Genomic DNA, 23,387 nt, shown 5'->3' with positions numbered 1-23,387 from the left:
GCGGGCCGCCCTTAAACGTCGGGTCCGGCCGCCCCCAACGGACCCGCCTCATACGGAGGTTCCATGGCCGACAACGTCACGTCGCTGTTCCGCAGCACCGCGGCGCACAGCCCGTCGATGGCGGCGTTGACACGTGAGGGCGGCGAAGGCGCCGGGCCCGTGGACTTCTGTATCCCCTGCAACCCGTACTTCCCCACCCCGGCCATGTTCGACGACATGTCGGCCAGACTGCGCGACATCATCACGTACTACCCGAGCGGCGCCGACACCATCACGGCCGAACTGTGCAGCCTGCTCCAGCTGCCCCCGCAGTGCGTGGCCATGGGCAACGGTTCCACCGAGCTCATCACCTGGATCGATCACCTGCTGGTCCGCGAGTCCCTCGCCATCCCCGTCCCCACCTTCGGCCGCTGGACCGACCAGCCCATGGAGACCGGCAAGCGGGTCGACATGTTCCCGCTCCAGGAGTCCAGCGGCTTCGCCCTCGACCTCGCGCAGTACGCCGAGTTCATCCGCGCCCGGGGCACGCGCGTCGCGGTCATCTGCAACCCGAACAACCCCGACGGCGGCTTTCTGCACAAGCACGCCATCGTGCAGTTCATGGACGCCATGGCCGACCTCGACCTGGTCGTCATCGACGAGTCCTTCCTGGAGTTCGCGGACGCCGAGGCCGAACCGTCCGTCGTCCAGGAGGCCATGCTGCGGCCCAACGTCATCGTGCTGCGCAGCCTCGGCAAGAACTTCGGCCTGCACGGCATCCGCTTCGGCTACCTCGTCGCCAACCCGGCGCTCGCGGGCCGCGTCCGGTCGATGCTGCCGAAGTGGAACCTCAACTCCTTCGCCGAGCACGTGGTGTTCATGCTCAAGGAGCACGGCTCCGAGTACGCGCAGAGCCTCCAGCAGGTGCGCCGCGACCGGCTCGACATGGCCAGCCAGCTTTCCTCCCTGCCGGGGCTGACGGTCTACCCGTCGCAGGGCAACTTCCTCTTCGTGCGCCTCCCCGTGGGCGCCGAGGGCACCGTGGTCCGGGATCGGATGCTCACCGAGCACCGGATCCTGGTCCGCGAGTGCGGCAACAAGATCGGTTCGTCCAGCCGCTTCCTGCGTCTCGTGGTGCGCCCCCAGGTGGACGTGCGTCGCCTGGTGTCCGGCCTGGAACAGGTGCTCTACGGGACGTCCAGGAGGGGAGCCGCCGTACCGGAGCTGGGCAACGGGACCAGCTACAGCTCGGGTACGGCGGCCGTGGACCGTCTGGTGAGCGAGACCAACGGGTCGGGCATGCGGGGGCTCGCCGCTCAGGCCACCGGTTTCGGTGGTCCGGTGCCCGCCGCGGCCCCGGCTGCCGCCGGCACCGGCATGCCGCTCCCCGCCGCCGCGTCCGCCGTGCCGGCGGGTGCGGGTGCCGTGCCCACGGGGCCAGGCGGTGGGATGCCGATGCCGGCGGCAGCGCAGATGTCACAGATGGGGCAGATGGGGCAGCAGCAGATGCCGCAAGCTGTGCCGCAGGGCCTGCCGCAGCAGATGCCGCAGGCCGTGCCCCAGCCGGTGCCGCAGCCCGCTCCGCAGCGCATGGCCGCGCCGGCGCAGCAGCCGCTGGCGCCTGTGGCCCAGGCACCGTTCCCCACGCCGGCCCCAGCCCCGGCGCCGGTCCCTGCTCCGGCGCCGGCTCCCATGCCCACTCCTGCCCCGGCGCCTGCCGCCACCGGGCCCACCCCGCCGGGTGTTCCCGCCCGGGGTGGGCTGACCGCGGCGCAGGTCAGGGGGACGAACGGGCTTTCGCCCGCGCCGGCTACGGGGTGGCCGGGGGCGCAGGCGGCCTGGCCCAACGCGGCGGGGATGGGGCAGGCCGGGTAGTGCGGCGGGTGCGGGTGCGTTGTGGCTGGTCGCGCCCACGCGGCGGAGCCGCACGTCAAACACAGCCCCGCGCCCCTGACGGCCGATCACAGGGTCAGTAGGCCACGGGCCATCCGCTGCTCCAGTTCAGGAGGTTGACGCCCAGCTTGGGTGTGCCGTTGTCGTTGCCGTCGTAGTAGTGGTAGACGATCAGGTCGCCGTCGACGTCGTTCATGATCGACTGCCCGCCGGGGCCGATGACGCTGCCGTGCGACTCCAGGACGGGCGTGCCGCCGTTCTTCATCAGGTCGACGCCGTTCTTGTCGCGGTACGGCCCGGTGACGCTGGAGGCACGCCCGACCTTGACCTTGTACGTCGAGCTGGTGCCGGCACAGCAGGTGTCGTAGGAGGCGAAGAGGTAGTAGTACCCGCCCCGCTTCACGATGAAGGGCGCCTCGACGGCCTTGGTCCCGGTGGGGCGGGAGGCGAGCGAGTAGCGGGTGGTGTTGGAGGAGAGCTGCTTCCCGGTGGACGGGTTGATCTGGATCATCTTGATCCCGGTCCACCAACTACCGAAGGACAGCCACCACTTGCCGTCGTCGTTGACGAAGAGGTTCGGGTCGATGGCGTTGAAGTCGCTGGCGGAGTTCGACGTGTAGACGGTCCCCTGGTCGGTCCAGCTGCCCGGCTGGCCGGTGCTGGAGGTCGCGAGGCCGAGGGCGGACGTGTTCGAGCCGAACTTCGAGACGGAGTAGTACATCAGGTACTTGCCGCCGTGGTACGAGATGTCCGGCGCCCAGGCCTCCGGCACGGAGGAGTAGTTCCGCCACCAGCTCGGCCTGCTGGAGAAGGCGTCGCCGCCGTTCCTGAAGGCGGTGCGGTCACCGGACGTCTTGTTGCTGATGCCGCCGCCGGTGGCGTAGAGCAGGTACTGGCCTGACGAGGTGCGGATCATCGACGGGTCATGGGTGACGATGTCGCCGGTGACGCGGCCGGGGTTGGGGTACGCGGACGCCGTGCCCGGGATGAGGGCGAGCAGGAACGCGGCGGGGAGGGCGAGCAGGGCGGTTCTCTTGCGCAGGGTGGAGCGACTCATGCGGGTCCTCCTTGCGGTGGGGGCTTGCGGTGGGGGTGAGAGCACTGACCGATATCTCGAACAGTGATCGCAAGTTCGAACGGGACCGTAGAATCGAACCCCTTGCGCGTCAATGGTCCGCGCAGCAACAGGTGCGTCCGGCGAGGACTAGCCGGTCTTACACCACCGGGCGCGCAGACTGAACGCCGCGCTCTTCGGCCGGCGTTCGCGGGTGAACACTCCCTTCTTGTTCCCGTCGACACGGAAGACTCCCGGCGCCGTGGCGAAGTCGGCGAAGTTCCAGATCTGCTCGCCGACGACCGCGTCGACACGGTCGAACACCCGGTGATACACGTCGAGCAGCTCCGTCTGGTACTCCTCGGTCCACGGGCTGGATACGACGCTGCGCAGTCCGGGGTAGGTGTCCGCTCCGTACTCGGTGATGACGATGGGCTTGTCGTACGCGGCCCACTGCCGCAGTTCCGCTTCCAGGTTCGTCTCGGCCCCACCCAGGTCGTTGGGGCCGAAGTACCAGCCGTAGTAGCGGTTGAGGAGCAGAACGTCGAACAGGTCGCTGACCACGCACTGGTCCGGGTCCCCCATGAGCGCGTTGACGTAGGCGACGGGCCGGGTGGGATCCAGCCGGCGCGCCTCGGTCGCCAGCGGTGCGAAGTAGTCGCGCGCCTCCGGCGCTACGTTGTCGGGCTCGTTGGCGATGGACCACAGCACCACACTCGGGTGGTTCTTGTCGCGCGCCACGAGCTCCCTCACCGCCTGCAGGTGCGTACTGAGGGTGCTCTCGCTCGCGGTGTCGGGCGAGAACGTGGAGACCTTCCGGCCGGAGGCGAAGACACCTCCCGCGATGTTGAGGTTCAGGCCGACGGCCGCGGTCTCGTCGATGACCACCACGCCCTGTCGGTCCGCATAGTCCAGGACCTCCTCGGCGTACGGGTAGTGCGAGGTGCGGAACGAGTTCGCGCCGGTCCACTCCATCAGGGCGAAGTCATGCACCATCAGGATGTCGTCGTGACCCCTGCCGCGCACGGCGGCGTCCTCGTGTTTGCCGAAGCCCTTGAAATAGAACGGAACTCCGTTGATCAGGAACTTTGTGCCCCGTACCTCCACCGTGCGCACGCCCACGGACTGCCGGTAACTGTCGACGAGCTCGCCGGAGCCGCTCCACAGCGTGGCCTCGAGTTCGTAGAGATAGCCGTCGCCAGGCGCCCAGGGGTGCACGTCCGCGACCCTGAGGATCCCCGCCGCCCCGGTGGCGGTCTGGACCTCGACCCCGGAGGCATCGCGCAGCGACACCCGCACTTCGTGCTCCTCGGCCTGCGTGGTGCCGTCCACGCGGTAGGTGACGAGGCCGGTCGTGTCCTCGAAGGTGGTGGTGACGGTGATGTCGGTGATGTGGGCGGGGGGCGTGGTGTACAGCCACACGGGCCGGTGCAGGCCCGCGTAGTTGAAGAAGTCGTGGAAGTATTTCTGCACCCGGCGGCCGTCCTCGCGTTCCTCCACTTGGCCGGGGGGTATCGACGCCCAGGTCAGTTCGTTGTTGACCACGACGGTGACGCGGTTCTCCGCACCCGGCCGGATGTGCGCCGTGACGTCGGCCTCGAAGGGGGTGTAGCCGCCTTCGTGCCGTGCGACCTCCACATCGTTGACCCAGGCGGTGGCGCGATGCGTCGCGGCGTCGAAGCGGAGTACCGTCCGTTCCCCCGCCCACCGGGCGGGAACCCATACGTGCGTCTGATACCAGACGTCGCCGACGTGGTCACGGACGTTCACGTCCGGGAAGATGTCGTTGTAGCTGGCCGGCACGGGGATGTCCACGGCGCCCGCGAGTGCCGAACTCCACCAGCCCTCGGTACGGCCGACGCCCTCCGCGTCCAGGCGGAAGCTCCACAGGCCGCTCAAGGATCGGCGTTCACGAGTGGGACCGTCCTGAGGACGAAGCATGGTTGGTTCTCCCGAATTCGTTGTGTGCGTGTCGACGCGACGGTCGAAGACGCGACGGTCGAAAAGGTCTACTTGATACCGGTGTTGGCGATGCCCTGGATGAAGTGCCGTTGCAGGGCGAGGAAGAGCAGGATGATCGGAGTGACGACCGTGACCGCCCCGGCCAGCAGCAGGCCGTAGTTGGTGCCGTTGGCTCCCACGGAGAAGAGGGCTAGGGCGACGGGCAGCGTGTAGTAGTCCTCGGTCTGCGCGACGACCAGCGGCCACAGGAAGTTGTTCCACTGCGCGAGAAAGGTGAGGATCGCCAGCGTCGCCAGCGCGGGCTGGGTCAGGGGGAGGATCACCCTGAAGAAGATCCGGGATTCGCCCGCACCGTCGAGGCGTGCCGCCTCGACGAGGGCGTCAGGGATGTCCCGGATGAACTGCCGCATGATGAACACGCCGAACGGTGTCACGAGGAAGGGCAGGACGAGTCCGAGGTAGGAGTTGCCCAGGCCCATGTTGCTGACGAGCACGAACAGGGGGACGAAGGTCGTGACGCCGGGGATGATCAGCATGGTGAGGACGAGGCCGAACAGCAGACGCTTCCCCGCGAACTCGATCTTCGCGAAGGCGTATCCGGCCATCGAGCAGAACAGCAGATTTCCCAGAACACAGGCCACCGCGACGAGTGTGCTGTTCAGGAAGTACAGTCCGAAGTTCTGCTTCGACAGCAGCTGTTCGAAGTTGGCGAGGGTCGCGGACCGGGGGAGCCAGGAACTCGGATGGGCGACGATCTCACCCGTCGGTTTCACCGAGCCGAGGAACATCCAGGCAAACGGCGCCAGCGTCGCGAGGAGCCCCAGCACGAGGGCGCAGTAGAGGACGATACGAGCCGTAGGGACGCGCCGGGACGGACGCCGGTCCCGGAAAGACGGAGCGGTCGTTGCGGTGGGGGCGGTCATGTCAGGCCTTCGCTCGGAAGATGCGGAACTGCAGGAGGCTCAGCAGAGCTATCGCGGTGACCAGCACATAGGACGCGGCCGAGGCCATTCCGTAGTTCCCGAAGCCGAACTGTTCGTAGGCGTAGTAGCTGATCGACGTCGTGCTGTCCAAGGGGCCGCCGCTCGTCATGACGAACGGTTCCTCGAAGAACTGGAGGTAGCTGATGCTGAGCAGAACGGCGACGACCAGCGTGGTGGGCCGCAGCAGCGGCAAGGTCACGCTGCGGAAGGCACGCCAGGGGGACGCGCCGTCCACAACGGCCGCCTCGTGCAGCTCGGGAGGTATCGACTGCAGTCCGGCCAGGAAGATCACCATGGGGATGCCGAAGTGCCGCCAGACCGCCATGAGGATGAGGGCCGGCATGGACCAGTTGGGATCGTTCAGCCAGTCCGGCCCCGAGACCCCTACGACCGACAGGACCGAGTTGATCATCCCGTCGGGCTTGTAGAGATACCTCCATACGACCGCTATCGCCACGATGCTCGTCACGACCGGGGCGAAGTAGGCGACCCGGAAGAAGCCCTTCGCCCGCTGGATCCCGGAGTTGAGTGCGACGGCGATCGCAAGGGAGATCACCATCGTCAGAGGGATGCCCACAGCGACGAAGTAGAGCGTGTTCAGAACGGCGCGGACGAAGGTGGGATCGGCGAACAGCGTGGCGTAGTTCTCCAGGCCGACGAAGTTCACGCTGAAGGGCGTCTCCACGTCCTTGCTGGTGATGTCGGTGACGCTCATCGACAGGGACGAGAGGACCGGCCAGAGGCCGAAGGTGGCGAACAGCAGGACGAAGGGCGAGCAGAAGGCCCAGGCGACCAGTGTGCGCCGCAGGCGTCCGGAACCGCCCCTCGGCCCCCGGGGGCGCCGCCTGGTGAAAGACCTCTCGCGTGCGGGTTCCACGGAGGTGGTCGTGGTCATCGAGGCTGCCCCGTTCCGATCGAAGACGCCTTCGCCTGGACCCGTTCCAGAGCCGCCTCGGGCGATGAGACACCCTTGGCCACCTTCTCGATCTCGGCATCGAGGACCGCGGTGACCTGCTTCCACGTGGTGACGCTCGGGGTGGGCAGCGCGGTCTCCAGCTGGGACCGGAAGACGGCCAGCGTCGGATCCGACTTGAGCTTCCCCTCACTCCAGGCCGACTGCACGGCGGGAAGGTCCCCGGACAGTTCGTACCAGTCCTGCTGGACGTCGGGCCGGGAGAGCCACCGGATGAGCTTCCAGGCACCGTCGCGGTTCTTCGCCTCCTTGAAGACCGACCAGTGCCCTCCCCCGATGTAGCCGGCGTTGGACTCCGGCCCCTTCGGGAGCGCGACGACCCCCACCTTGTCCTTGACGAAGTCCGCTCCGCCCGCCTCCTTCAGCAGGGCCGTCTCCCAGGGGCCCGCGATGAGTGCGGCGGTGGAACCGTCGACGAACTGCGGCTCGATCTCCCCGAGGCTCACCGGCCCGTTGCGGCTCGCGGTCTTCGACGTGAAGAACGACTGGTAGAACTTCATCCCCTCGAGGGCCTCGGGCGTGGTGAGGGTGAATTCGGTGCCGTCCTCGTTCATGAGGTGCGCACCGGCCTGCCACATGAAGGGCAGCACGCTCTGCCAGCTCTGCGCCACGCCCGTGGGCAGCGACAGGCCCCACTTCGCACCCTCCTTCTGGAGGGCCTTGAGGAACGGGCCGTACTCCTGCCAGGTCTTCGGCGCGGACACTCCGGCAGCCCGTGCCAGATCCTTGCGGTAGAAGAGGGAGCGCGTCTCCACATACCAGGGGACGGCGTACGTTCCTCCGTCGAAGGTGGTGCTCCGGGCCGCGCCCCGGTAGAAGGACGAGGTGTCGACGAGACCGGCCGGCACCTGCTCGAGTCCGCCCGTCGAGGCGAAGTTCGTCAGGTCGGCGGCTCCGACGAGGGTGGCATCGGGCGTGTCCTTGGAGGCGATCGCCGTTTCGACCTTCTTGGGGTAGTCCTGCCACGGGATGGCCGTGACTTGCACCTTCGCGTCCGGGTTTGCCTTCTCGAAGCGGGCGGCCAACTCGGGCAGGCGCTCGCCCTCGGTGCCCATGGCCCAGACGCTGATGTGGCCCTTGGCCTGTGAGGTGCCGACGGGAGCGCCCGCGGCGTCCCCGCCTTTTCGTGTATCGGACCGGCCGCACCCGGTCAGGAGCAGTGTGACGGCCAGGCCGCCGATGAGTGCTTTGGGAATATATGAGCGGAACATCATTGTCCGTCTCCTCTCCACCCGATGGATGGTGAGCGGCTCTACCGCACGCTGCGGTGTGGGTGAGCGAGACCGTACAGCGAAAACAGAACACATGCCATAGTTTCAGCAAGGGCAGTGCCGTCGGGCGAGTGGCCGCACCGCACACCGCCCATCTGGGCTCGGGGGCATGCATAGGCTGGGGGTATGACCGAAGAGACGGCAGCCCGTCCGGCCACTCGCCGAGGCCCCTATGCCAAGAGCGCACAGCGCAGGGCCGAGATCGTCGCCTCGGCGACCGCCGTGTTCGCGGCGCGCGGCTACCGCGGAGGATCTCTGAGGGAGATCGCCAAACAGCTCGGCATGAGCCTGACCAGCGTCGTGCACCACTTCCCCAGCAAGAGCGCGCTCCTCGTGGCCGTCCTCGAGAACGCCGATTCTGCGAGCATCGACTCCTTCGAGTCGGACAGCCGGGGAAAGGGTGTGGCCTACGCGGTCCTGCAGTACGTCCGCCGCAATCTGGCACGACCGGAGATGCTGCGGCTCCTCGCCCTGCTGGCCGCGGAGGCCTCGGCCACCGACCATCCTGCGCACGACTGGTTCCGTGACAGGTACGAGCGGGTCGTCACCGCTTTCACGACCGCGGTACGCCGGGACCAGGACCTGGGTCGCATCTCGAACCGGAGGAACCCCGAACTGATCGCGGCGGCTCTTGTCGCGATGTGGGACGGGCTCCAGCTCCAGTGGCTCATCGACCCGCGGCGTGATCTCATAGCCGGGATTTCGGCCGGGTTGGAGGATCTGCTGGGCGATCCCACCGTCGGCAGCCGGCACCCGTAGCGGTACCGGGCGCCCCTCCCGGCCGGGCATCGGCGGCGGTGCCCGCCCCGGCCTCCGGCGGACGATCCCGTCGATCAGGGAGCCGGACTCGGTGCGGAGCCGCCGATGACGATCACGCGGTGGCCGTACCCGTCCCCACCTGTGTCCACCGCAATACAGCGCATGCAGACTGGAGTACGGGAAGGGGGAGACCAGGGCTTCGGCGCGAAGGGAGGACGCCCTGTGGAGTTCCGGTTGCTCGGGACCGTGGAGGCCCACCTGGGTGCGCGTCCGGCGGATCTCGGCCATGCCAAGCAACGGTGCGTGCTGGCCGTGCTGTTGTACGACGCTGGCCTGGTGGTCTCGGCGGAGCGGCTGATCGACCGGGTGTGGGGCGAGAACCCGCCGGGCTCGGTCCGCAACATCCTGTCGGGGTACGTCGGCCGGCTGCGTACGGCCCTGCGCGCCGCGGGGGCCCGCGGTGTCCGCCTGGCGCGCAGCTCCGGCGGCTATCTGCTCGACATCGACCCCGAGTCGGTCGACGTCCACCGCTTCCGCCGGCTGGTGGCCGAGGCCCGTCACACAGCCGACGCCGGTCAGGCCGCCGACCTGCTGCGCGACGCCCTCGGCCTGTGGCACGGGGAGGCCCTGTCGGGCCTGGTCGGTCCCTGGGCGGAGGAAGCCCGGGCCGGGCTGGGCGACGAGCACCTCACGGCGGAACTCCAGTACCACGAACTCGGATTACGGCTGGACCGTCACCCCCATGCACTGGAGCGGCTACGGCACCTGGCCGCCGCGCATCCGCTGGACGAGCGGGTCGTACGGCACCTGATGACCGCGCTCTGCCGCGGCGACCGCCAGGCCGAGGCGCTGGAGGCGTACGAGGACACCCGCCGCCGGCTGGCCGAGGAGCTGGGCGTCGACCCCGGACCGGAGTTGCGGACCCTGCACCGGCAGATCCTCCAGAGACCGGCCGAACCGCCGGATCCCGTCGGCGGTTCCCGCGTGGTGCCCGCCGAACTGCCCCACGACGTGGCGGGGTTCAGCGGTCGCGGGGAGTCGATGGACCGGCTGGCCGCGCTGCTGGCGGGGGACGAGCCGGCCAGGGCGTCGGTCGTGATCTCGGTGATCAGCGGCGCGGCGGGGGTCGGCAAGACCGCGCTGGCCGTGCACGTCGCCCACCGGGTGCGGGACCGGTTCCCCGACGGCCAGCTGTACGTCAACCTGCGCGGCTACGACCACGAAAGCGCACCCATGGACCCACAGCAGGCGCTCGGCCAGCTGTTGCGCAGCCTGGGCCTGACGCCTCAGCAGATCCCCTCCGACCCCGACGAGCAGGCCCGCCGCTACCGCTCCCTGCTGGACGGGCGGCGGATGCTCATCATGCTGGACAACGCCGCCTCCGTCCGCCAGGTCCGCCCGCTCCTGCCCGGCAGCCCGACCTGCCGCGTGCTGGTCACCAGCCGCCACCGGCTGACCGGCCTGGTCGCTCAGAACGGCGCCGAGCCGCTGCGCCTCGACGTCCTCGCCCCGCACGAGGCACGGGCGCTGCTGGCCGCTGTCCTCGGCGAGCAGCGTGTGGCCGCCGAGCCGGAGGCTGCCGAGGAACTGGCCCGCCGGTGCGGGCTGCTGCCCCTGGCCCTGCGAGTGGCCGCCGCGCACCTGCTCGGCGACCAACACCGGCCCCTCGCCGGCCTCGTCGCCGAGCTGGCGGACGGCGACCGGCTGGCCACGCTGGAGCTGGACGACGACCGCTCCTCCGCCGTGAGCGCCGCCTTCGACCTCTCCTACCGCGCCCTGGCCCCGGATGCCCAACGGCTCTTCCGCCTCCTCGGCCTGATCCCCGGCCCCGACCTCACCCGCCCTGCCGCGGCGGCGCTCCTCGACACCTCCGAGTCCCGGGCCGGGGCCCTCCTCACCACCCTGGCGACGGCCCACCTGATCGAGTCCCCCGCACCCGACCGGTACCTCTTCCACGACCTGCTGCGCGACTACGCCCGTGAGCGCGCCGCCGCCGAGGAGCCGCCGCCGGAGCGGGCGACGGCCGAGGAGCGGCTGTTCACCTCCTACCTCCGCACCGCCGAGACGGCGGGCGGCGCCCTCCCCTGGCAGTACCCCCAGCTCCCCCAGGACCCGGCCGGCCCGGACGGAGCCCCCGCCGCCACGCCGGACGAGATCACCGAAGCCCGGAACCGGCTGGAATCGGAACGGGCCAACCTGCTGGCGGCCGTGGAGCACACCGCCGACTCCGGCACACGCCCCTTCGCCTGGCGCCTCATGACCGCACTCCTGCGCTACTGCTGGCTCGACCTGCCGCGCGGCGTCTGGCAGTCCGCCGCCCAAGCCGCACTGCGAGCGGCGCAGGCCGACGGAGACAAGCTCGGCCAGGCCGCCATGCACCGCAGCCTGGGCATCGCCCACTGGGACATGGGCCACCATCCCCAGGCCATCGACCACCACACCCGTGTCCTGCGGCTGCACCGCGAGACCGGCGATCCACTCGGCCAGGCCCTGGCCCTGGGCGGACTGGGCCTGGTGGACGCGGAGGCGGCCCGCCTCGACGACGCCCTGGAGCACTTCACCGAGGCACTCCAACTGTCCCGCGAGGCCGGTCGCCTGGACGCCGAGGCCCAGGCCCTGATCGGCCTGGGCCTGGCATACCGGGACCGCGGTCGGCTGGAGCTGTCCGCCGGGCACCTGGAGGAGGCGCTGCGCACCCTCCGCAGGGCCGGTGCCGGTGACGAGACCCACCGCCTGCCCGCGCTCAGCGCGGTGTACTGGGAGCAGGGCAGGCTCCGGGAGGCGGCGAGGGCGCTGGGTGCGGCGGAGGACGGGGACGCCGGGGACTCCGGAGCGGTGCTCTCCGAGCCGCGGAACGCCAACCCCACCACTCTCGACATCGCCGCCCGGATCGAGTTGGACCTCGGCCACCACGAGAAGGCCCTGACGTACGCCGAGCGCTCGCTCCTCCTCGCCGAGAACACCGGCCGGCGCCGGCTACTGGCGATAGCCCTCACGACGCTGGCCGACGCCCATCTGCGGACGGGCCACGCGGAGGAAGCCGCGCGCACCCACGCGCGCGCCCTGTCCATCGCCCGCGAGGTGGGCAACCAGCGCACCGAGGCCGAGACCCTGCTCGGCCTCGCCGAGGCCCACCGCGTACGCCGGCGCCACCGCGAGGCGCTGGACTGCGCCCGCCAAGCGCTGGCCCTCGCCCACCGGGGCGGCTTCGATGTCGTCAAGGCCAGGACACTTACGGAGCTCGCGGCCGTCCACACCGCGCGCGGACACCCGTCCCCGGCCCGGGCACGGGCCCACTCCGCGCTCTCCCTCAACCGCCGCACCGGCCACCGCCTGGGCGAAGCCAGAGCCCTGGTCGCCCTCGCCCGCGCCCTGCGCGCCGTCGACGACCCCATGGCCGATTCGGTGCGGCGGCGGGCCCGGGCCATCTACCTCGACACCGGCGCCCGCCCGCCCGACGACCTCATGTGACGCCGGTGGGGGCGGCGGCACCAGCCACCACCCCTGTCGGCTGCCGCCGGCCGATCAGCACATCTCGACGCGAGGGCTGTACTTCTCACCGCCCGCGCTGTCCTGCGTGTAGGTGTAGTAGAAGCCCTTGCCCTTGCAGGTGCCGCGCGCGGTCAGATCGACGTTGGCGGCGGACTGGGTGGCGGAGCCGACCTTCACGTCGGATCCGTTGTTGACCCACTTGTACGTGGTCACCGTGACGGTCTGGGAGTCGTCACCGGCACAGCCCCGGCGGCCTCCCGCGCCGGAGAGGTCGTTTCCGGTCTGCACCACGTTGTCGGCGTACAGCTCGCAGGCCTTCACCTTCGTCTGCGGTGCGGAGGCCTGCGCCGAGGACGGCGCGGCCGCGGCCATCGGGGTCGCCAGACCCGCCACCGCGACGGCGGCAAGGGTTCCAGTCAGAATCCGACGCTTGATCATGTTCAGCTCCCCGTAGTCGTGTCGGGCTTTCACCGGGTACACGAATGGGGCCGCCGCCCCGCATGTCAGGCATTGCTGTGACGCCCATCACTCGTGAGGCGCCTGCCGGTGCCGGCGTCGCGGCCGAGCAGCCGACGGAGCCGACGTACGGCCCGCGTCCGGTACCGGGCCGCTGTCCCCCGCCCTATCCCGAGAATCCGCGCCGCCTGCTCGGTCGTGTAACCGTCCAGATCGACGAGGATCACCACGCTGGCCTGCTGGCGCGGCAGTTGATCCAGCAGCCGGACGGCCTCGATCTCGGCGGTCCGTTGCTCGACGCCGCCGTCCCAGACGCCGAGGGCGCTCCGGTGCGGGTCGCCTCCCTCTTCTGCGGTCGGCACCTGCCTGCGCTCACGCCGCCAGGTGTCGCGGGTCGTACTGGCCAGCGCGGAGAAGGCGTACGCGGCCGGTTCCGGATGCTCGAGGAACCTTCGCGGCCGCGAGGCCAGTTTCAGATACACCTCGTGAACGGCGTCCTCACCCCCCTGCGCGGCCCCGCTGAGGGCGGCCGCGCGGGCGTACAGCTTGGGCAACATCCCGCAGAACACCTCGTCGAACGACGTGCCGCGGGCTTCGGTGGATGACTTGCTCATTGATCCTGCAATCCCCATGAGTACGTGCGGAGCGTCTTGCGGGAGGACTCTTCTCCGCTCGCGTGGAAGGGGGATTGAGGAAATGTTGAGCGGCTACGGGGCCGGGGTGGCCGGCAGATCGACCTCGGCGCGAACGGTCTTGCCGGGCTGCCTCCGGAGTACTTCCCAGCGGTCGGCGAGCGCGTCGACGAGAAGGAGGCCGCGACCGCTTTCGTCGAGAGAGCATGGGGGGTGCACTTCTCCCGGCCCGGGCGGGTGCGACCCGGCACGCGCGTCACTGACTTCGATGCGCACGCCACCGGTGACGAGAGTGAGCCGCAGCTCGAAGTCCCGTCCCGGTACGCGGCCATGTGTCACGGCGTTGGCGGCCAGCTCGGCGACGATCAGGGCGACGGAATCGGAGGCGTCCGTGCCGTGGGGGACGCCCCAGTCGTGCAGCTGGTGAGCGGCCAGGCGCCGAGCGAGGCGGGCGCGCGGGGTGGCACTGAGGGGCTGACTGAACACACGTACGGTGACCGGGTGCTGGGGGGTTGTGGAGGCGGTCGGTGCTGTCATGCGCCCAATGTGGCGGGTCGGAGACGGAGTTCTCCAGGCCGGCGCCGCGTACGCTGCCGGAGCGTACGCGGTGACGGAATGGACAGTACTGGTGACGGCCCGTAACCATTCCTCCGGGAGGTGATCGACCATGGTCGATGGCGAGCCGGAGTCGTCGGACAGTCTGCGGACGTTCGGGGCGGTGGTCCAGGGCTTACGCGAACATGCGGGGCTGAGCAGGGAGGAGTTCGGCGAGCTGGTGCGGTTCTCCAAGCACACGGTGGCGTCTGTGGAGCTCGGGAGGCGGATGCCGGATCCGGAGTTCGTGACGCGGGCGGAGGAGGTGTTCGGGAGGACGGGGGCGTTGCGGAAGGCAGCGGGGTGTCTGGAGCGGCAGCCGGGGTTGGCGGCTTGGTTTCGGCGGTGGGCTCGACTGGAGGCCATGGCTATCACGCTGTACACGTACGAATGCCGGTTGGTGCCGGGCCTGCTGCAGACCGAGACGTACACGCGAACGCTGTTCACGAACCAGCTCCCGCCACTGAGCGACGAGCAGATCGAGGCGCAGTGGGTGGCTCGGGCGGAGCGGCAACGGCTGCTGCGCGAAACGCCGAACACGGCCTTTGGCTTCATCCTGGAAGAGCACCTCTTCCGGCGGCGCACTGGCGGAGTGGAGGTCACGCGGGAACTCATCGACCACGTGCTGGAGATCGCCGAACTGCGTAACGTGGAGATCCAGATCATGCCGACGGAGCAGGACACACACGCGGGACTGGACGGACCCATGCAGTTGCTGGAGACCCCGGAGAACAAGTGGTTCGCGTACTGCGAAGGGCAGGAAAGCGGGCAGTTCATCGCTGACCGAAAAGGTGGTCAGCATGCTCCAGATGCGGTAGGCAGCCTTCCTCACCCACGCCACCAAGTAGCAACTGTCGGGCCGCCCGCTTCTTTGCAGTGTCGTGCTTCCACGGCCTGCCTCAAGGGCGCTTCGCGTCGCCTTCGGCGATCGGCTGGCGGCCGCCCCTTGACTCAGTCCGTTCCAGCACGGGAGAGAAACGAGCGAGCGGCCAGGGAGGAACGGGTGGCCAGGGGCGTCGGCCCCTTCGGTCCGACTCCATGGCCATCCGGCGGTGCGGGACGCACCAGCGGGTAGGCGGCACGCCGGGCGAGCCAAGCGACCACCGGCCGGTGGGACCTGACCCCTTCCACAGGAGCACCGCCTGCCAGTGGAGCGTTTGGGCACTCCCGCGCCCCACTCCGAGGCACCTGACCTGGGCATTGCTCCTCACAGGCGACCCAAGTGCTCCAATCGCCACACTCAAGCCACCCCGCCCACCCCGACCACCACACGGCGCGCCCGCACACCCACCCACCGGCCGGTGGCCGCTAAGCCCGCCCGGCGTGCCGCCACTCCCCTCGCGCGTCCCGCAACGCCGAACAACCACGCCGCCGGCCGAAGGGGCCGACGCCCCTGGCCACCCGTTCCTCCCTGGCCGCTCGCTCGTTTCTCTCCCGTGCTGGAACGGACTGAGTCAAGGGGCGGCCGCAGGCCGATCGCCGAAGGCGACGCGAAGCGCCCTTGAGGCAGGCCGTGGAAGCACGACACTGCAAAGAAGCGGGCGGCCCCGACAGCACCAGGTGAATCCGGTGTCTCACAACGCACTTGACGACTCGTCATTTTACCGAACACACAGCTCTCCAACAGCAAGCCTCCTTACGGTGCCGTGTTCATGACAGACACACCGAAGGAACACACACTCAACCCCGTCGGCCGCCGGACCGTACTGCTGGCGGGAGGTGCCACCGCAGCTGCCCTGGCCGTAGGCGCAGCCGCACAGGACACCCCGACCGCCACCGGCCCGAGCACGGCCCCCGTGGCCGCAGCCGCCGTCTGCACCCTCACGAAGGAGTTGACCGAAGGCCCGTACTACCTAGACGGGCAGTACGTCCGCTCCGACATCAGCGAGGACAAGACGGGCATCCCCCTGAACCTGACGCTCACGGTCGTGGACGACGACACCTGCGTCCCGCTCAAGAGCGCCCTGGTCGAGATCTGGCACTCGGACGCGCTCGGCGAGTACTCCGGCTTCGTGGGCGAAAACGGCCACGACGAGCCGGACAACGGCACGTTCCTGCGCGGCGGCGTCCTCACCGGCTCCAACGGCGTCGCGAAGATCACCACCATCTACCCCGGCTGGTACCGAGGCCGCTGCGTCCACATCCACATCAAGGTCCACACAAACGTCACCCTGACCCCCGACGGCTCCTTCACCGGCGGCGAGGAACTCCACACCGGCCAGCTCTTCTTCAGCGAGACCATCACGGCCAAGGTCGCGCGACTCTCCCAGTACGCGGTCAACACGGTCCCCCGCACCACCCTGGCCCAGGACTCCATCTACGACGAGGGAGGCGCGGCCTCGGGCCTTCTCACCCTGACACCCCTCGGAAGCACGGCATCGTCCGGCTACGCCGGCACGCTGACATTGGGCGTGGAACAGGGCTGACGTCGAGCAGGTATCGCAGGGGCCGCTCGCCCAACGGGCGGCCCTTGTCGCAGGGCGAGGCGGCTGCAGCGGTACAGGGCAGCGTAGCGCAGCGAGAGCACTGAATAGAAGGAATAGATTCCCGCCACATCGGCAAGCTATTCGTCGGACGGCAGGAGTTCTTGGAAGCTCTCCAGACAGTCGACGTACCTCTTGGAAATAATCGGCCGGAGTATCGAGGTTCCACAGATCTTCCTGGAGTCGGACGACGGTGTCGACGTCACTGACTCGCGTGGGGTCAGGGCCGGACAAGCCCGTGAAGAGCTGCACCATCCGCTCCGCACAGCCCGCCACGAAGAAGTCATTGGCAATGATCCGGCCTAACCCCACTGCTTGCGTACCACACTGGGTAGTCCAACATTCAGCCTGAGCGCCTGCCACTAAAGCGGCAGATGCCCCACCATGGATCCCAGTGGGGCATCTGCTGTCATTCAGTCAGTGCTGGCAAAGACCTCTCCTGTCACAGGTCGCGATCAACACCAGCAGGAAATCACGCCGAAGTTAGTTCAGCCAGCCTTGCTCGTGCCTGTTTCTGCGCACGCGCCCTCAGAAACTGAACGAGATCGCGGTCACCGGGGTCGCCAGTCCCAGTCACAGCGACGATGTCGGCTCGCTGGTTTCCGAGCTCGAGGTCGTACCTGTCGATCCCGTCAGCCAGCTCTTCGGAGATGTATTCGGCGGAGTTGAGTGCATGGTTTGAGCAGCTGACCGCATCCACCACGCTTCCAGTCTCCCTGTACCTTGCCGCGTAGTACAACGTGGCCGCTGCGTCATACGCGTACGCCAGCAATCCTGGTGGCTCCTCGTCACCTGCCAACTCCGGCAAGGAACCGAGGTCTGCAACAATCTCTCCCCAGGAGACCTGAGGCTGCGATTGCCAAAGCAGGTCCAAGCAGTGAATCGCCGAGTCCACATCTTGTGATCGCGTAACGTCCGTCCCGACAACGCCGGTGAAGAGCTGGGCCATCCGCTCCGCGCACGATGCAACGAAGGCCCGGATCTGACCTGAACTCGCCCTCTGAATGAACTCAGCGATGACTGGCTCGGGGCTCACCATTTGAACGTCCTCACCTTTGTCCCCGATTCATTCTGGTACGCACGGCCCGTGATTCTACCACCACTTGCCCGAATGAGCGGCGCACATGTATGGCTGCACACGCTCCTAGAGGCCCCTCCCGCAATTGGAGACCACCCCATTTGATTGATGAACAGGAGCGCATTCTGTTCCGCATGGGCGCCGGGGATGTTACGAGCAGGCAACTCCACCCCACTGAGCATCGCCTTCTGTGCCCTATTCAGGCCACGACCGCTGCCCGCAACCACGTGAACCACGCCCCGAGGGGTCTGGGCACTCACCACGGCGACAGTCGACTTCTCCCTAGCCATGTCGCTTCCAGCCTGGCCATGGATCTCGGATGCACGTGCCGCCAGAGCCTGGGCATCACCACAGTTGTGGACGAGGACGGTAGTGGTCCTCGCGAGCACATAGTAGGTGTGTGACTCAGTGACAGTCAGGTTGTGAACCGTCGCCCCAGCGGCAGTCCAAGCCTCCACCGCCCCGACCTGCACCCACGTCCCCGAGGACGTCTGGAGCCACTGCCCCGGCTTCAGTTCGCCGGCGTCGATCCACTCCCGCAGGGACGGGACCCAGAAGGGGTGGCCCGCGGTTGCTGTGATCGTGGTCGTCTTGGTGGAGGACTTTGACGAGCCGTCGTGTATCGACAGCGTCACCTTCACCAGCCGCTTGGTGCCCTTGCCGAGGATCGTGGCCGTAGCCGTCTGGACCGACGTACGGCCCGTCTTCGGGTCCGTGGCGACGACCTTGTCGCCGACCTCGACCTTCTCGATCGGCTTGGTCGAGCCGTCGGCCATCAGGACGCGGGTGCCGGGTACGAAGCTGTTCGCCGACTCGCAGCCGATGTTCTGCGCCTCGTCCTTGACGGTTTCCCTGGCCTCGTCGCGTACTTCCCGTGCGACCTTCTTCACCGCCCGCTTCACCTGCGACGGCTTCGGACGCGCCTTCGGCTGCGAGCGCGGCTTGGCACGGGGCTTCGGCCGGGCCGCCGCCTTGCGGGCCGCCGCTCGGCGAGCTGCCGCCTTGCGGGCCGCCGCACGTGCCGCGCGGGCACGAGCCTGCGCCGCCGCGCGACGGGCAGCCGCGCGTTTCGCAGCAGCACGGGCCGCCGCTCTCTTCGCCGCCGCCCGCTTGGCTGCGGCAGCCTTCCTCGCCGCTTCCCGGCGGGCCTTCGCCGCCGCGCGCTTCGCGGCCTCGAGCGCCCGCTTGCGGGCCAGTGCCGCCGCCCGCCGGGCCGCGGCCTGGGCCGCCTTGCGTGCCGCGATGATCGCCGCACGCCGAGCGGCCGCACGGATAGCCGCCTGGATGGCGATACGCGCCGCGATGCCGATCAGGACCGGGAAGAACTCGCCCGTCGGGTCGGAGAAGGTCGCCGGTGCGTTGTTGCTGGAGGCATACGGGTTCATCGTGGCCGGCTGGCCGTAGTCGACCATCGGGTCGACCGAGACGAACCGGCCCGTCACCGGGTCGTAGTCACGGGCGCCCAGACGGGTCAGCCCCGTGTCCGGATCGACCGTGCCACCGACGAAGCCCCGTTGCCCCGGCCAGTCGGTGGGCTGTTGCCCCCGTGCCTCACCGAACGGCATCGACTTGCGGCGCGTGACACCCATGGCCGGGTCCACCATGTCCACGACCGTGTGGGACGTGCCGTGGTGGTCGGAGATCATGAGCTCGCGTACGCCGCCGGTCGCCCGGACCGTGGTCATGCCGTCGGGGTGTGCGTAGAAGCGTTCCGCCTTCGCCGTCATGTTGTCGGCACTGACCGTCAGCTCCGCCTCACCGAAGTACAGCGTGCGGCTGCCGTACAAGGGCGTGAGCAACGGACAGTTCTCCTGGAAGGCACAGGCAGAGGACACCACCGACGCTTCGCTGGCCTCGGACTGGACCCCGACCATGGGCGCGGCCGGGTGCCGCTTCGGTTTCGACCCGCAGGCTCCGACGGTGATGCCGAAGGTGACCTCGGCGGACGGCCTGTACCCCGAGACGCCGCCCGGCGACGAGCCGGTGGAGGGCGCTCTGGCCCGCACGGAGGCCGTGTTCGAGTTCAGCGCCAACGGCGTGACCGACACGGTGAGGTACACCTGGGGCCTGGACCGAACCCCGCCGAGCATGCCGACGGACGACACCCCGGTCAAGGGCGGCTCGGTGAAGCAGAGGATCACACCGCTCACACCCGGACCCCACACGCTCTACGTGCGGGCCTACGACGTGGGCGGCAACCCCGGGCCGGTCTACCCCTACCGCTTCTACGTCAAGAGCCCCGGAGTCACCGACAAGCCTGGCGATGTGAACGGCGACGGCCAGCCTGACATGCTCGCCGTCGACGGCGCCGACAACCTGCGCCTGTACGGCGGGACCGGCAGCGGTGCGGTGGCGACGATGGTGCCGCTGTCCTCCGGCGGCGGCTGGAGCGGCGCGCGGCTGACCCACCGGGGCGACTGGGACGAGGACCTGTACGAGGATCTGGTGGCCCTGCGTGACGGCAAGCTGTGGTTCTACCCGAACAACGGCCAGGGCGAGTTCACCGACGACACCCGGCAAGAGGTGGCGGTTCTCGGCGATGCCGAGACGGGTGGCGTCACCAACACCACGGAGATCGACCAGATCGTCTCGGTCGGGGACATCACGAACGACTCCGAGGCGAGCTACCCAGACTTCGTCGCGGTCATCGGGGATCAACTCTGGTTCCTGCCCGGGTACTTCGGCCAGACCCTCGAATCGGGCTATCTGATCGGCACAGCAGGGTGGAGCAAGATGCACCTCGCTTCCCCCGGCGACGTCGACGGCGACGGCTTCACCGACCTGATCGCCCGTGACAGCAGCACCGGTCAGGTCTGGCTGTATCACGGCCGCAGCGCCGGTGACGCGGACGCCGACGGGATCCCGGACGGCGGCACCGACCCGGCGTCGCTGGCATCGCCCGCCAACCGCACGGCGTACGCCACCGGCTGGACCCCGGCCGCTCGCCCGCTGCTCACCGCGTCCGGCGACTCCAACGGCGACGGCGTCCCCGACCTGTGGACCACGACGTCGAACACCACGGCAGGCCTGGAGTTCGTGCCGGGCCGCAAGACCGGCCTGCACGGTCCGCCCGTCGTGGTCGGGAAGGGGGGCTGGCAGGCGATCAGGACGATCGCCTGAGGGAGCCGACGACTTCCCTCACCACCGCATCCCCGCTCGACGGCGAATGCCGCCGGGCGGGGGTGCGCCGTGACGGCTCTCATCGGAGCCGCAGGTCACCTCCGTCCGCCGAACTCCCACGCATGCACCTCGATGTCCGCGTACCGTCCCTCCGTCAGAACCCCACGAGCCGCCTCCACCTCCGGCATCCGCACCAGCGCCGCCGTGCCCAGCCACACCTCACCGTCGTCGGACAGCAGCGGCCCGTACGCGATCAGTTCGTCCTGGTCGTCGGGAATCTGGAGATCCGCCTCCGGGCCCGGGCCGAGGCCGATCACGAGGTAGCGGTTGCCGTCCGTCCGCCCGCCGGGAAACTCCCACATGGTCCGCCCCAGCAGATTCCGCCACCGCCGCAACAGCACGTCCCGGTACGCCCCCGCCTGGTAGTTGGGCTCGTCGAAGGCGAAGGACCGAGCTGCGGCCGAATCGGGGAGGTCGACGATGTGCACGCTGCCGGTGGGCGTCTCCCCATCAGCCGCGAAGGTCGGCCCACGGGCGATCAACTCGGCCTCGTACTGGTCCATATAGGCCCAGTGCGCCTCCCCCAGCTCCCTACGCAAGGGCAGGGAGCCGACCCGATCACGGTGATAACAGAAGAACTCCATGGCCCCAGACCCTTCCAGCTCAGCCACGACAACCGCTGGCTACTCTCGTCTCTCCACCGATTCGTGACCCCAGGAGGACCCACCGTGCGCAGCGTCGCCGTAACGCCCCAGGGCGATCACATCCGCTGGGTCGAGCTGCCGGGGCAGGAGCCGTCGCGCGTCTACGTGCACGGGCTGGGAGCCACATCGCCCGCCTACTTCACGCACGTCGCGGTCGATCCGCTGCTGGCCGGACGCCGGTCACTGCTGGTCGACCTGCTGGGTCACGGCATCAGCGACCGGCCGACGGACTTCGACTACACGCTGGAATCGCACGCCGACGCTCTCGCCACCGTCCTGACCCACGCCGGTGCCGAGGGCGCCGAACTGATCGCGCACAGCATGGGCGGCTCCGTGTCGATCGTCCTGGCCGCCCGCCACCCCCGCCTGGTCTCCCGGCTGGTGCTGATCGACGCCAACCTTGACCCGGTCCCGCGCACGCCCGGCTCATCGGGCAGCAGCGGCATCGCCTCCTACTCCGAGCAGGAGTTCCTCGCGGGCGGATGGGAGGAGGTCCGCGACCGGGTCGGTCCGCACTGGTGGTCCACGATGCGCCTGGCCGGCCGCGAGGCCCTGCACCGCAGCGCGTTCCACCTCACCCGCGGCACGACCCCCACCATGCGCGAACTCCTCCTGAACCTGGAGGTCCCCCGCACGTTCCTGCTCCCCGAGTCCGACGGCCCCCTCCCGGGCACCGACGCCCTCACGGAGTCAGGCGTCTCCGTCGTCGGGATCCCCGACTGCGGCCACAACATCATGCTGGACAACCCGGAGGCCTTCGTGAAAGCCACAGCCGCGGCACTCGCACCGCTGGACTGACCGGCCCTCACCGACCGCGACCCGGACCGAAAGCAGTGCTGCGCCCGCATGGTGCGGGCGCAACGCGCTGCGGGATGGCGTCAGTTGCAGGACCCCACCGTGAGGATGTTGTCGACGACCACCTTGCTTCCGGACTTCATGTAGGAGTACGCCTCGCCGCAGTAGCCGCGCTTCTGGTAGACGGGTCCGGCGTAGGTGCTGAACGTGCCGAAGTCCTCGGTGTGAGGGGTGTCGGTGTAGTTGTCCTTCAGCCGGATGCCCATGTAGCGCGCGGACCCGGTGTCGTTGAAGAACACCGCGCAGATCGGCTTGTCGTAGTACCGGTCGCCCGAGGTGGTGCCGTTGGTCCACGTGTAGGTCGTGCCGTTGGTGCCGTAGCGGGCGGCCCCGGTCGAGATGGTGTAGCCGGCCCCGCACACGTTCGCGGCGGCCGCGGCAATTCCCGCCTCGGCCTCGATGATCCGCCGGGTCTCGGCCGATGCCTCCTTGGCGACCTTGACTCCCTTGACGTCCACGGTCTGGATCGTTGCGCTCGCCTTCAGGTCGGTCTGGTCGACGGCCGACGCGGTGGGCGTCACCACCGTCGCGGCCAGCAGGACGGCACAGACGCCGGTCAGACGCATCCCGGTCTTCACAATTTCCCCCTATGAGTGACGGTCGGATGATCGTGTCGCACAGACCGTAGCGCATCGCACACGCAAGCGGGCAAAGGTTTTTGCATGTCAGCGCGGGGGTCGGGAATCAGCCAACACGCCGAGCCCCTCCCTTCGGTCACCCGTTCCGGCTCCTCAGGAAATTCACAGATCAGGAGACGGCACGCCCTGCCCAGCGGCCTCCCGGAGATGACCTTCTTTTTGCCATGTCCCCGATCAGTGCTTATTTCTGGCGGTGCCTTGCGTCTACAGTGACCACGCACTCAGGCGACCTGGTCTCATCACCCGGTCTCCGTGTGCCGCTCGGGGGGAGCAGGTGCTGTTGCCACAGCACCCGTATGACCAGGTTCTTCCCGTCGCGTCGAAACGGGGGAGGAACCGGAATGTCTGACGTCTGCTGCGAGGGCCGCCACTGTGGCCTGCGCTGTTTCGGCCATCGAGTCCGCCGCGCACAGCACTTCTGAGCCGTAGAGAGCCTGGCTCATTCTCCGACCGAGCACAGC

18 protein-coding genes and 1 pseudogene are annotated in these 23,387 nt (G+C 69.0%); 7 read left to right on the top strand and 12 right to left on the bottom strand.

Going from position 1 to position 23,387, the window contains the following annotated elements:
* Positions 1–63 precede the first annotated feature (63 nt).
* The gene (locus tag OG542_RS28145; protein WP_328414347.1) at positions 64–1,854 is read left to right on the top strand and encodes a pyridoxal phosphate-dependent aminotransferase; all 1,791 of its coding nucleotides are present in this window, start codon (positions 64–66) and stop codon (positions 1,852–1,854) included.
* A gap of 94 nt (positions 1,855–1,948) precedes the next feature.
* Here the strand turns inward: OG542_RS28145 and OG542_RS28140 are convergent, their stop codons facing one another.
* The 5 genes from OG542_RS28140 to OG542_RS28120 all read right to left on the bottom strand — a co-directional run bounded on the left by OG542_RS28140 (position 1,949) and on the right by OG542_RS28120 (position 8,058).
* On the bottom strand, positions 1,949–2,929 hold the full coding sequence (locus tag OG542_RS28140; RefSeq protein WP_328414345.1) for an arabinan endo-1,5-alpha-L-arabinosidase: 981 nt from the start codon (positions 2,927–2,929) through the stop codon (positions 1,949–1,951).
* A gap of 147 nt (positions 2,930–3,076) precedes the next feature.
* On the bottom strand, positions 3,077–4,867 hold the full coding sequence (gene uidA, locus OG542_RS28135) for a beta-glucuronidase (protein ID WP_328414343.1): 1,791 nt from the start codon (positions 4,865–4,867) through the stop codon (positions 3,077–3,079).
* A gap of 68 nt (positions 4,868–4,935) precedes the next feature.
* Positions 4,936–5,811 carry a carbohydrate ABC transporter permease gene (locus tag OG542_RS28130; protein ID WP_328414341.1) on the bottom strand — a complete coding sequence of 292 codons (876 nt, stop codon included), beginning with the start codon at positions 5,809–5,811 and terminating at the stop codon, positions 4,936–4,938.
* Position 5,812: 1 nt separating this feature from the next.
* Entirely contained in the window at positions 5,813–6,766 is a 954-nt protein-coding gene (locus OG542_RS28125; RefSeq protein WP_328414339.1) for a carbohydrate ABC transporter permease, read from the bottom strand.
* Positions 6,763–8,058 (bottom strand): sugar ABC transporter substrate-binding protein, encoded by a 1,296-nt coding sequence (locus OG542_RS28120; protein WP_328414337.1) that lies wholly within the window; start codon positions 8,056–8,058, stop codon positions 6,763–6,765. The genes OG542_RS28125 and OG542_RS28120 overlap by 4 nt, the downstream gene beginning before the upstream one ends.
* A 183-nt stretch (positions 8,059–8,241) precedes the next feature.
* Between OG542_RS28120 and OG542_RS28115 the strand changes: the two genes are divergently transcribed.
* On the top strand, positions 8,242–8,874 hold the full coding sequence (locus tag OG542_RS28115; protein ID WP_328414335.1) for a TetR/AcrR family transcriptional regulator: 633 nt from the start codon (positions 8,242–8,244) through the stop codon (positions 8,872–8,874).
* A 162-nt stretch (positions 8,875–9,036) separates the two neighbouring features.
* On the top strand, positions 9,037–12,345 hold the full coding sequence (locus tag OG542_RS28110; RefSeq protein ID WP_328414333.1) for an AfsR/SARP family transcriptional regulator: 3,309 nt from the start codon (positions 9,037–9,039) through the stop codon (positions 12,343–12,345).
* Between the two features lie 54 nt (positions 12,346–12,399).
* Here the strand turns inward: OG542_RS28110 and OG542_RS28105 are convergent, their stop codons facing one another.
* The 3 genes from OG542_RS28105 to OG542_RS28095 form a co-directional block, all read right to left on the bottom strand.
* Positions 12,400–12,804: a hypothetical protein gene (locus OG542_RS28105; protein ID WP_328414331.1), complete on the bottom strand. Its 405-nt coding sequence runs from the start codon at positions 12,802–12,804 to the stop codon at positions 12,400–12,402.
* A 65-nt stretch (positions 12,805–12,869) separates the two neighbouring features.
* Positions 12,870–13,436, bottom strand: coding sequence for an RNA polymerase sigma factor (locus OG542_RS28100; protein WP_328414330.1), 567 nt, complete (start codon positions 13,434–13,436; stop codon positions 12,870–12,872).
* 93 nt (positions 13,437–13,529) lie between these two features.
* Positions 13,530–13,991: an ATP-binding protein gene (locus OG542_RS28095; protein WP_328414328.1), complete on the bottom strand. Its 462-nt coding sequence runs from the start codon at positions 13,989–13,991 to the stop codon at positions 13,530–13,532.
* 130 nt (positions 13,992–14,121) lie between these two features.
* Between OG542_RS28095 and OG542_RS28090 the strand changes: the two are divergent.
* Positions 14,122–14,838, top strand: a pseudogene (locus OG542_RS28090) (helix-turn-helix domain-containing protein); the annotation flags it as partial.
* Between the two features lie 862 nt (positions 14,839–15,700).
* Positions 15,701–16,474 (top strand): intradiol ring-cleavage dioxygenase, encoded by a 774-nt coding sequence (locus OG542_RS28085; RefSeq protein WP_328414326.1) that lies wholly within the window; start codon positions 15,701–15,703, stop codon positions 16,472–16,474.
* Between the two features lie 529 nt (positions 16,475–17,003).
* On the opposite strand, the gene OG542_RS28080 is transcribed toward OG542_RS28085, so the two are convergent.
* Together OG542_RS28080 and OG542_RS28075 are read right to left on the bottom strand one after the other, a co-directional pair.
* Positions 17,004–17,570 (bottom strand): Rieske (2Fe-2S) protein, encoded by a 567-nt coding sequence (locus tag OG542_RS28080; RefSeq protein WP_328414324.1) that lies wholly within the window; start codon positions 17,568–17,570, stop codon positions 17,004–17,006.
* Complete coding sequence (locus tag OG542_RS28075) at positions 17,564–19,294, bottom strand: polymorphic toxin-type HINT domain-containing protein (RefSeq protein WP_328414322.1); 1,731 nt, start codon at positions 19,292–19,294, stop codon at positions 17,564–17,566. The genes OG542_RS28080 and OG542_RS28075 overlap by 7 nt, the downstream gene beginning before the upstream one ends.
* A 40-nt stretch (positions 19,295–19,334) precedes the next feature.
* On the opposite strand from OG542_RS28075, the gene OG542_RS28070 reads away from it, so the two are divergent.
* The gene (locus OG542_RS28070) at positions 19,335–20,729 is read left to right on the top strand and encodes an FG-GAP repeat domain-containing protein (RefSeq protein WP_328414320.1); all 1,395 of its coding nucleotides are present in this window, start codon (positions 19,335–19,337) and stop codon (positions 20,727–20,729) included.
* Positions 20,730–20,824: 95 nt separating this feature from the next.
* Here the strand turns inward: OG542_RS28070 and OG542_RS28065 are convergent, their stop codons facing one another.
* Positions 20,825–21,373, bottom strand: a complete 549-nt coding sequence (locus OG542_RS28065; protein WP_328414318.1) for a YciI family protein — start codon at positions 21,371–21,373, stop codon at positions 20,825–20,827.
* An 84-nt stretch (positions 21,374–21,457) separates the two neighbouring features.
* Between OG542_RS28065 and OG542_RS28060 the strand changes: the two genes are divergently transcribed.
* Entirely contained in the window at positions 21,458–22,231 is a 774-nt protein-coding gene (locus OG542_RS28060) for an alpha/beta fold hydrolase (RefSeq protein ID WP_328414316.1), read from the top strand.
* 80 nt (positions 22,232–22,311) lie between these two features.
* Here OG542_RS28060 and OG542_RS28055 read toward each other — a convergent pair whose 3' ends face one another.
* Positions 22,312–22,854, bottom strand: coding sequence for a hypothetical protein (locus tag OG542_RS28055; RefSeq protein ID WP_311125510.1), 543 nt, complete (start codon positions 22,852–22,854; stop codon positions 22,312–22,314).
* Positions 22,855–23,387 lie beyond the last annotated feature (533 nt).

Source organism: Streptomyces violaceus (assembly GCF_036014075.1).
Lineage (GTDB): Bacteria > Actinomycetota > Actinomycetes > Streptomycetales > Streptomycetaceae > Streptomyces > Streptomyces violaceus.
The sequence above is the reverse complement of the archived record's forward strand: the minus strand, read 5'-3'. Positions and strand labels throughout refer to the sequence as shown.

What these genes read in the sequence shown, in the direction of transcription:
- OG542_RS28095 (WP_328414328.1), bottom strand. Translation starts at nt 13,991, where the DNA reads ATGACAGCACCGACCGCCTCCACAACCCCCCAGCACCCGGTCACCGTA.
- OG542_RS28105 (WP_328414331.1), bottom strand. Translation starts at nt 12,804, where the DNA reads ATGATCAAGCGTCGGATTCTGACTGGAACCCTTGCCGCCGTCGCGGTG.
- OG542_RS28075 (WP_328414322.1), bottom strand. Translation starts at nt 19,294, where the DNA reads ATGACCACGGTCCGGGCGACCGGCGGCGTACGCGAGCTCATGATCTCC.
- OG542_RS28115 (WP_328414335.1), top strand. Translation starts at nt 8,242, where the DNA reads ATGACCGAAGAGACGGCAGCCCGTCCGGCCACTCGCCGAGGCCCCTAT.
- OG542_RS28125 (WP_328414339.1), bottom strand. Translation starts at nt 6,766, where the DNA reads ATGACCACGACCACCTCCGTGGAACCCGCACGCGAGAGGTCTTTCACC.
- OG542_RS28065 (WP_328414318.1), bottom strand. Translation starts at nt 21,373, where the DNA reads ATGGAGTTCTTCTGTTATCACCGTGATCGGGTCGGCTCCCTGCCCTTG.
- OG542_RS28080 (WP_328414324.1), bottom strand. Translation starts at nt 17,570, where the DNA reads ATGGTGAGCCCCGAGCCAGTCATCGCTGAGTTCATTCAGAGGGCGAGT.
- OG542_RS28055 (WP_311125510.1), bottom strand. Translation starts at nt 22,854, where the DNA reads ATGCGTCTGACCGGCGTCTGTGCCGTCCTGCTGGCCGCGACGGTGGTG.
- OG542_RS28130 (WP_328414341.1), bottom strand. Translation starts at nt 5,811, where the DNA reads ATGACCGCCCCCACCGCAACGACCGCTCCGTCTTTCCGGGACCGGCGT.
- uidA (WP_328414343.1), bottom strand. Translation starts at nt 4,867, where the DNA reads ATGCTTCGTCCTCAGGACGGTCCCACTCGTGAACGCCGATCCTTGAGC.
- OG542_RS28120 (WP_328414337.1), bottom strand. Translation starts at nt 8,058, where the DNA reads ATGATGTTCCGCTCATATATTCCCAAAGCACTCATCGGCGGCCTGGCC.
- OG542_RS28100 (WP_328414330.1), bottom strand. Translation starts at nt 13,436, where the DNA reads ATGAGCAAGTCATCCACCGAAGCCCGCGGCACGTCGTTCGACGAGGTG.
- OG542_RS28110 (WP_328414333.1), top strand. Translation starts at nt 9,037, where the DNA reads ATGCAGACTGGAGTACGGGAAGGGGGAGACCAGGGCTTCGGCGCGAAG.
- OG542_RS28070 (WP_328414320.1), top strand. Translation starts at nt 19,335, where the DNA reads ATGTTGTCGGCACTGACCGTCAGCTCCGCCTCACCGAAGTACAGCGTG.
- OG542_RS28145 (WP_328414347.1), top strand. Translation starts at nt 64, where the DNA reads ATGGCCGACAACGTCACGTCGCTGTTCCGCAGCACCGCGGCGCACAGC.
- OG542_RS28085 (WP_328414326.1), top strand. Translation starts at nt 15,701, where the DNA reads ATGACAGACACACCGAAGGAACACACACTCAACCCCGTCGGCCGCCGG.
- OG542_RS28140 (WP_328414345.1), bottom strand. Translation starts at nt 2,929, where the DNA reads ATGAGTCGCTCCACCCTGCGCAAGAGAACCGCCCTGCTCGCCCTCCCC.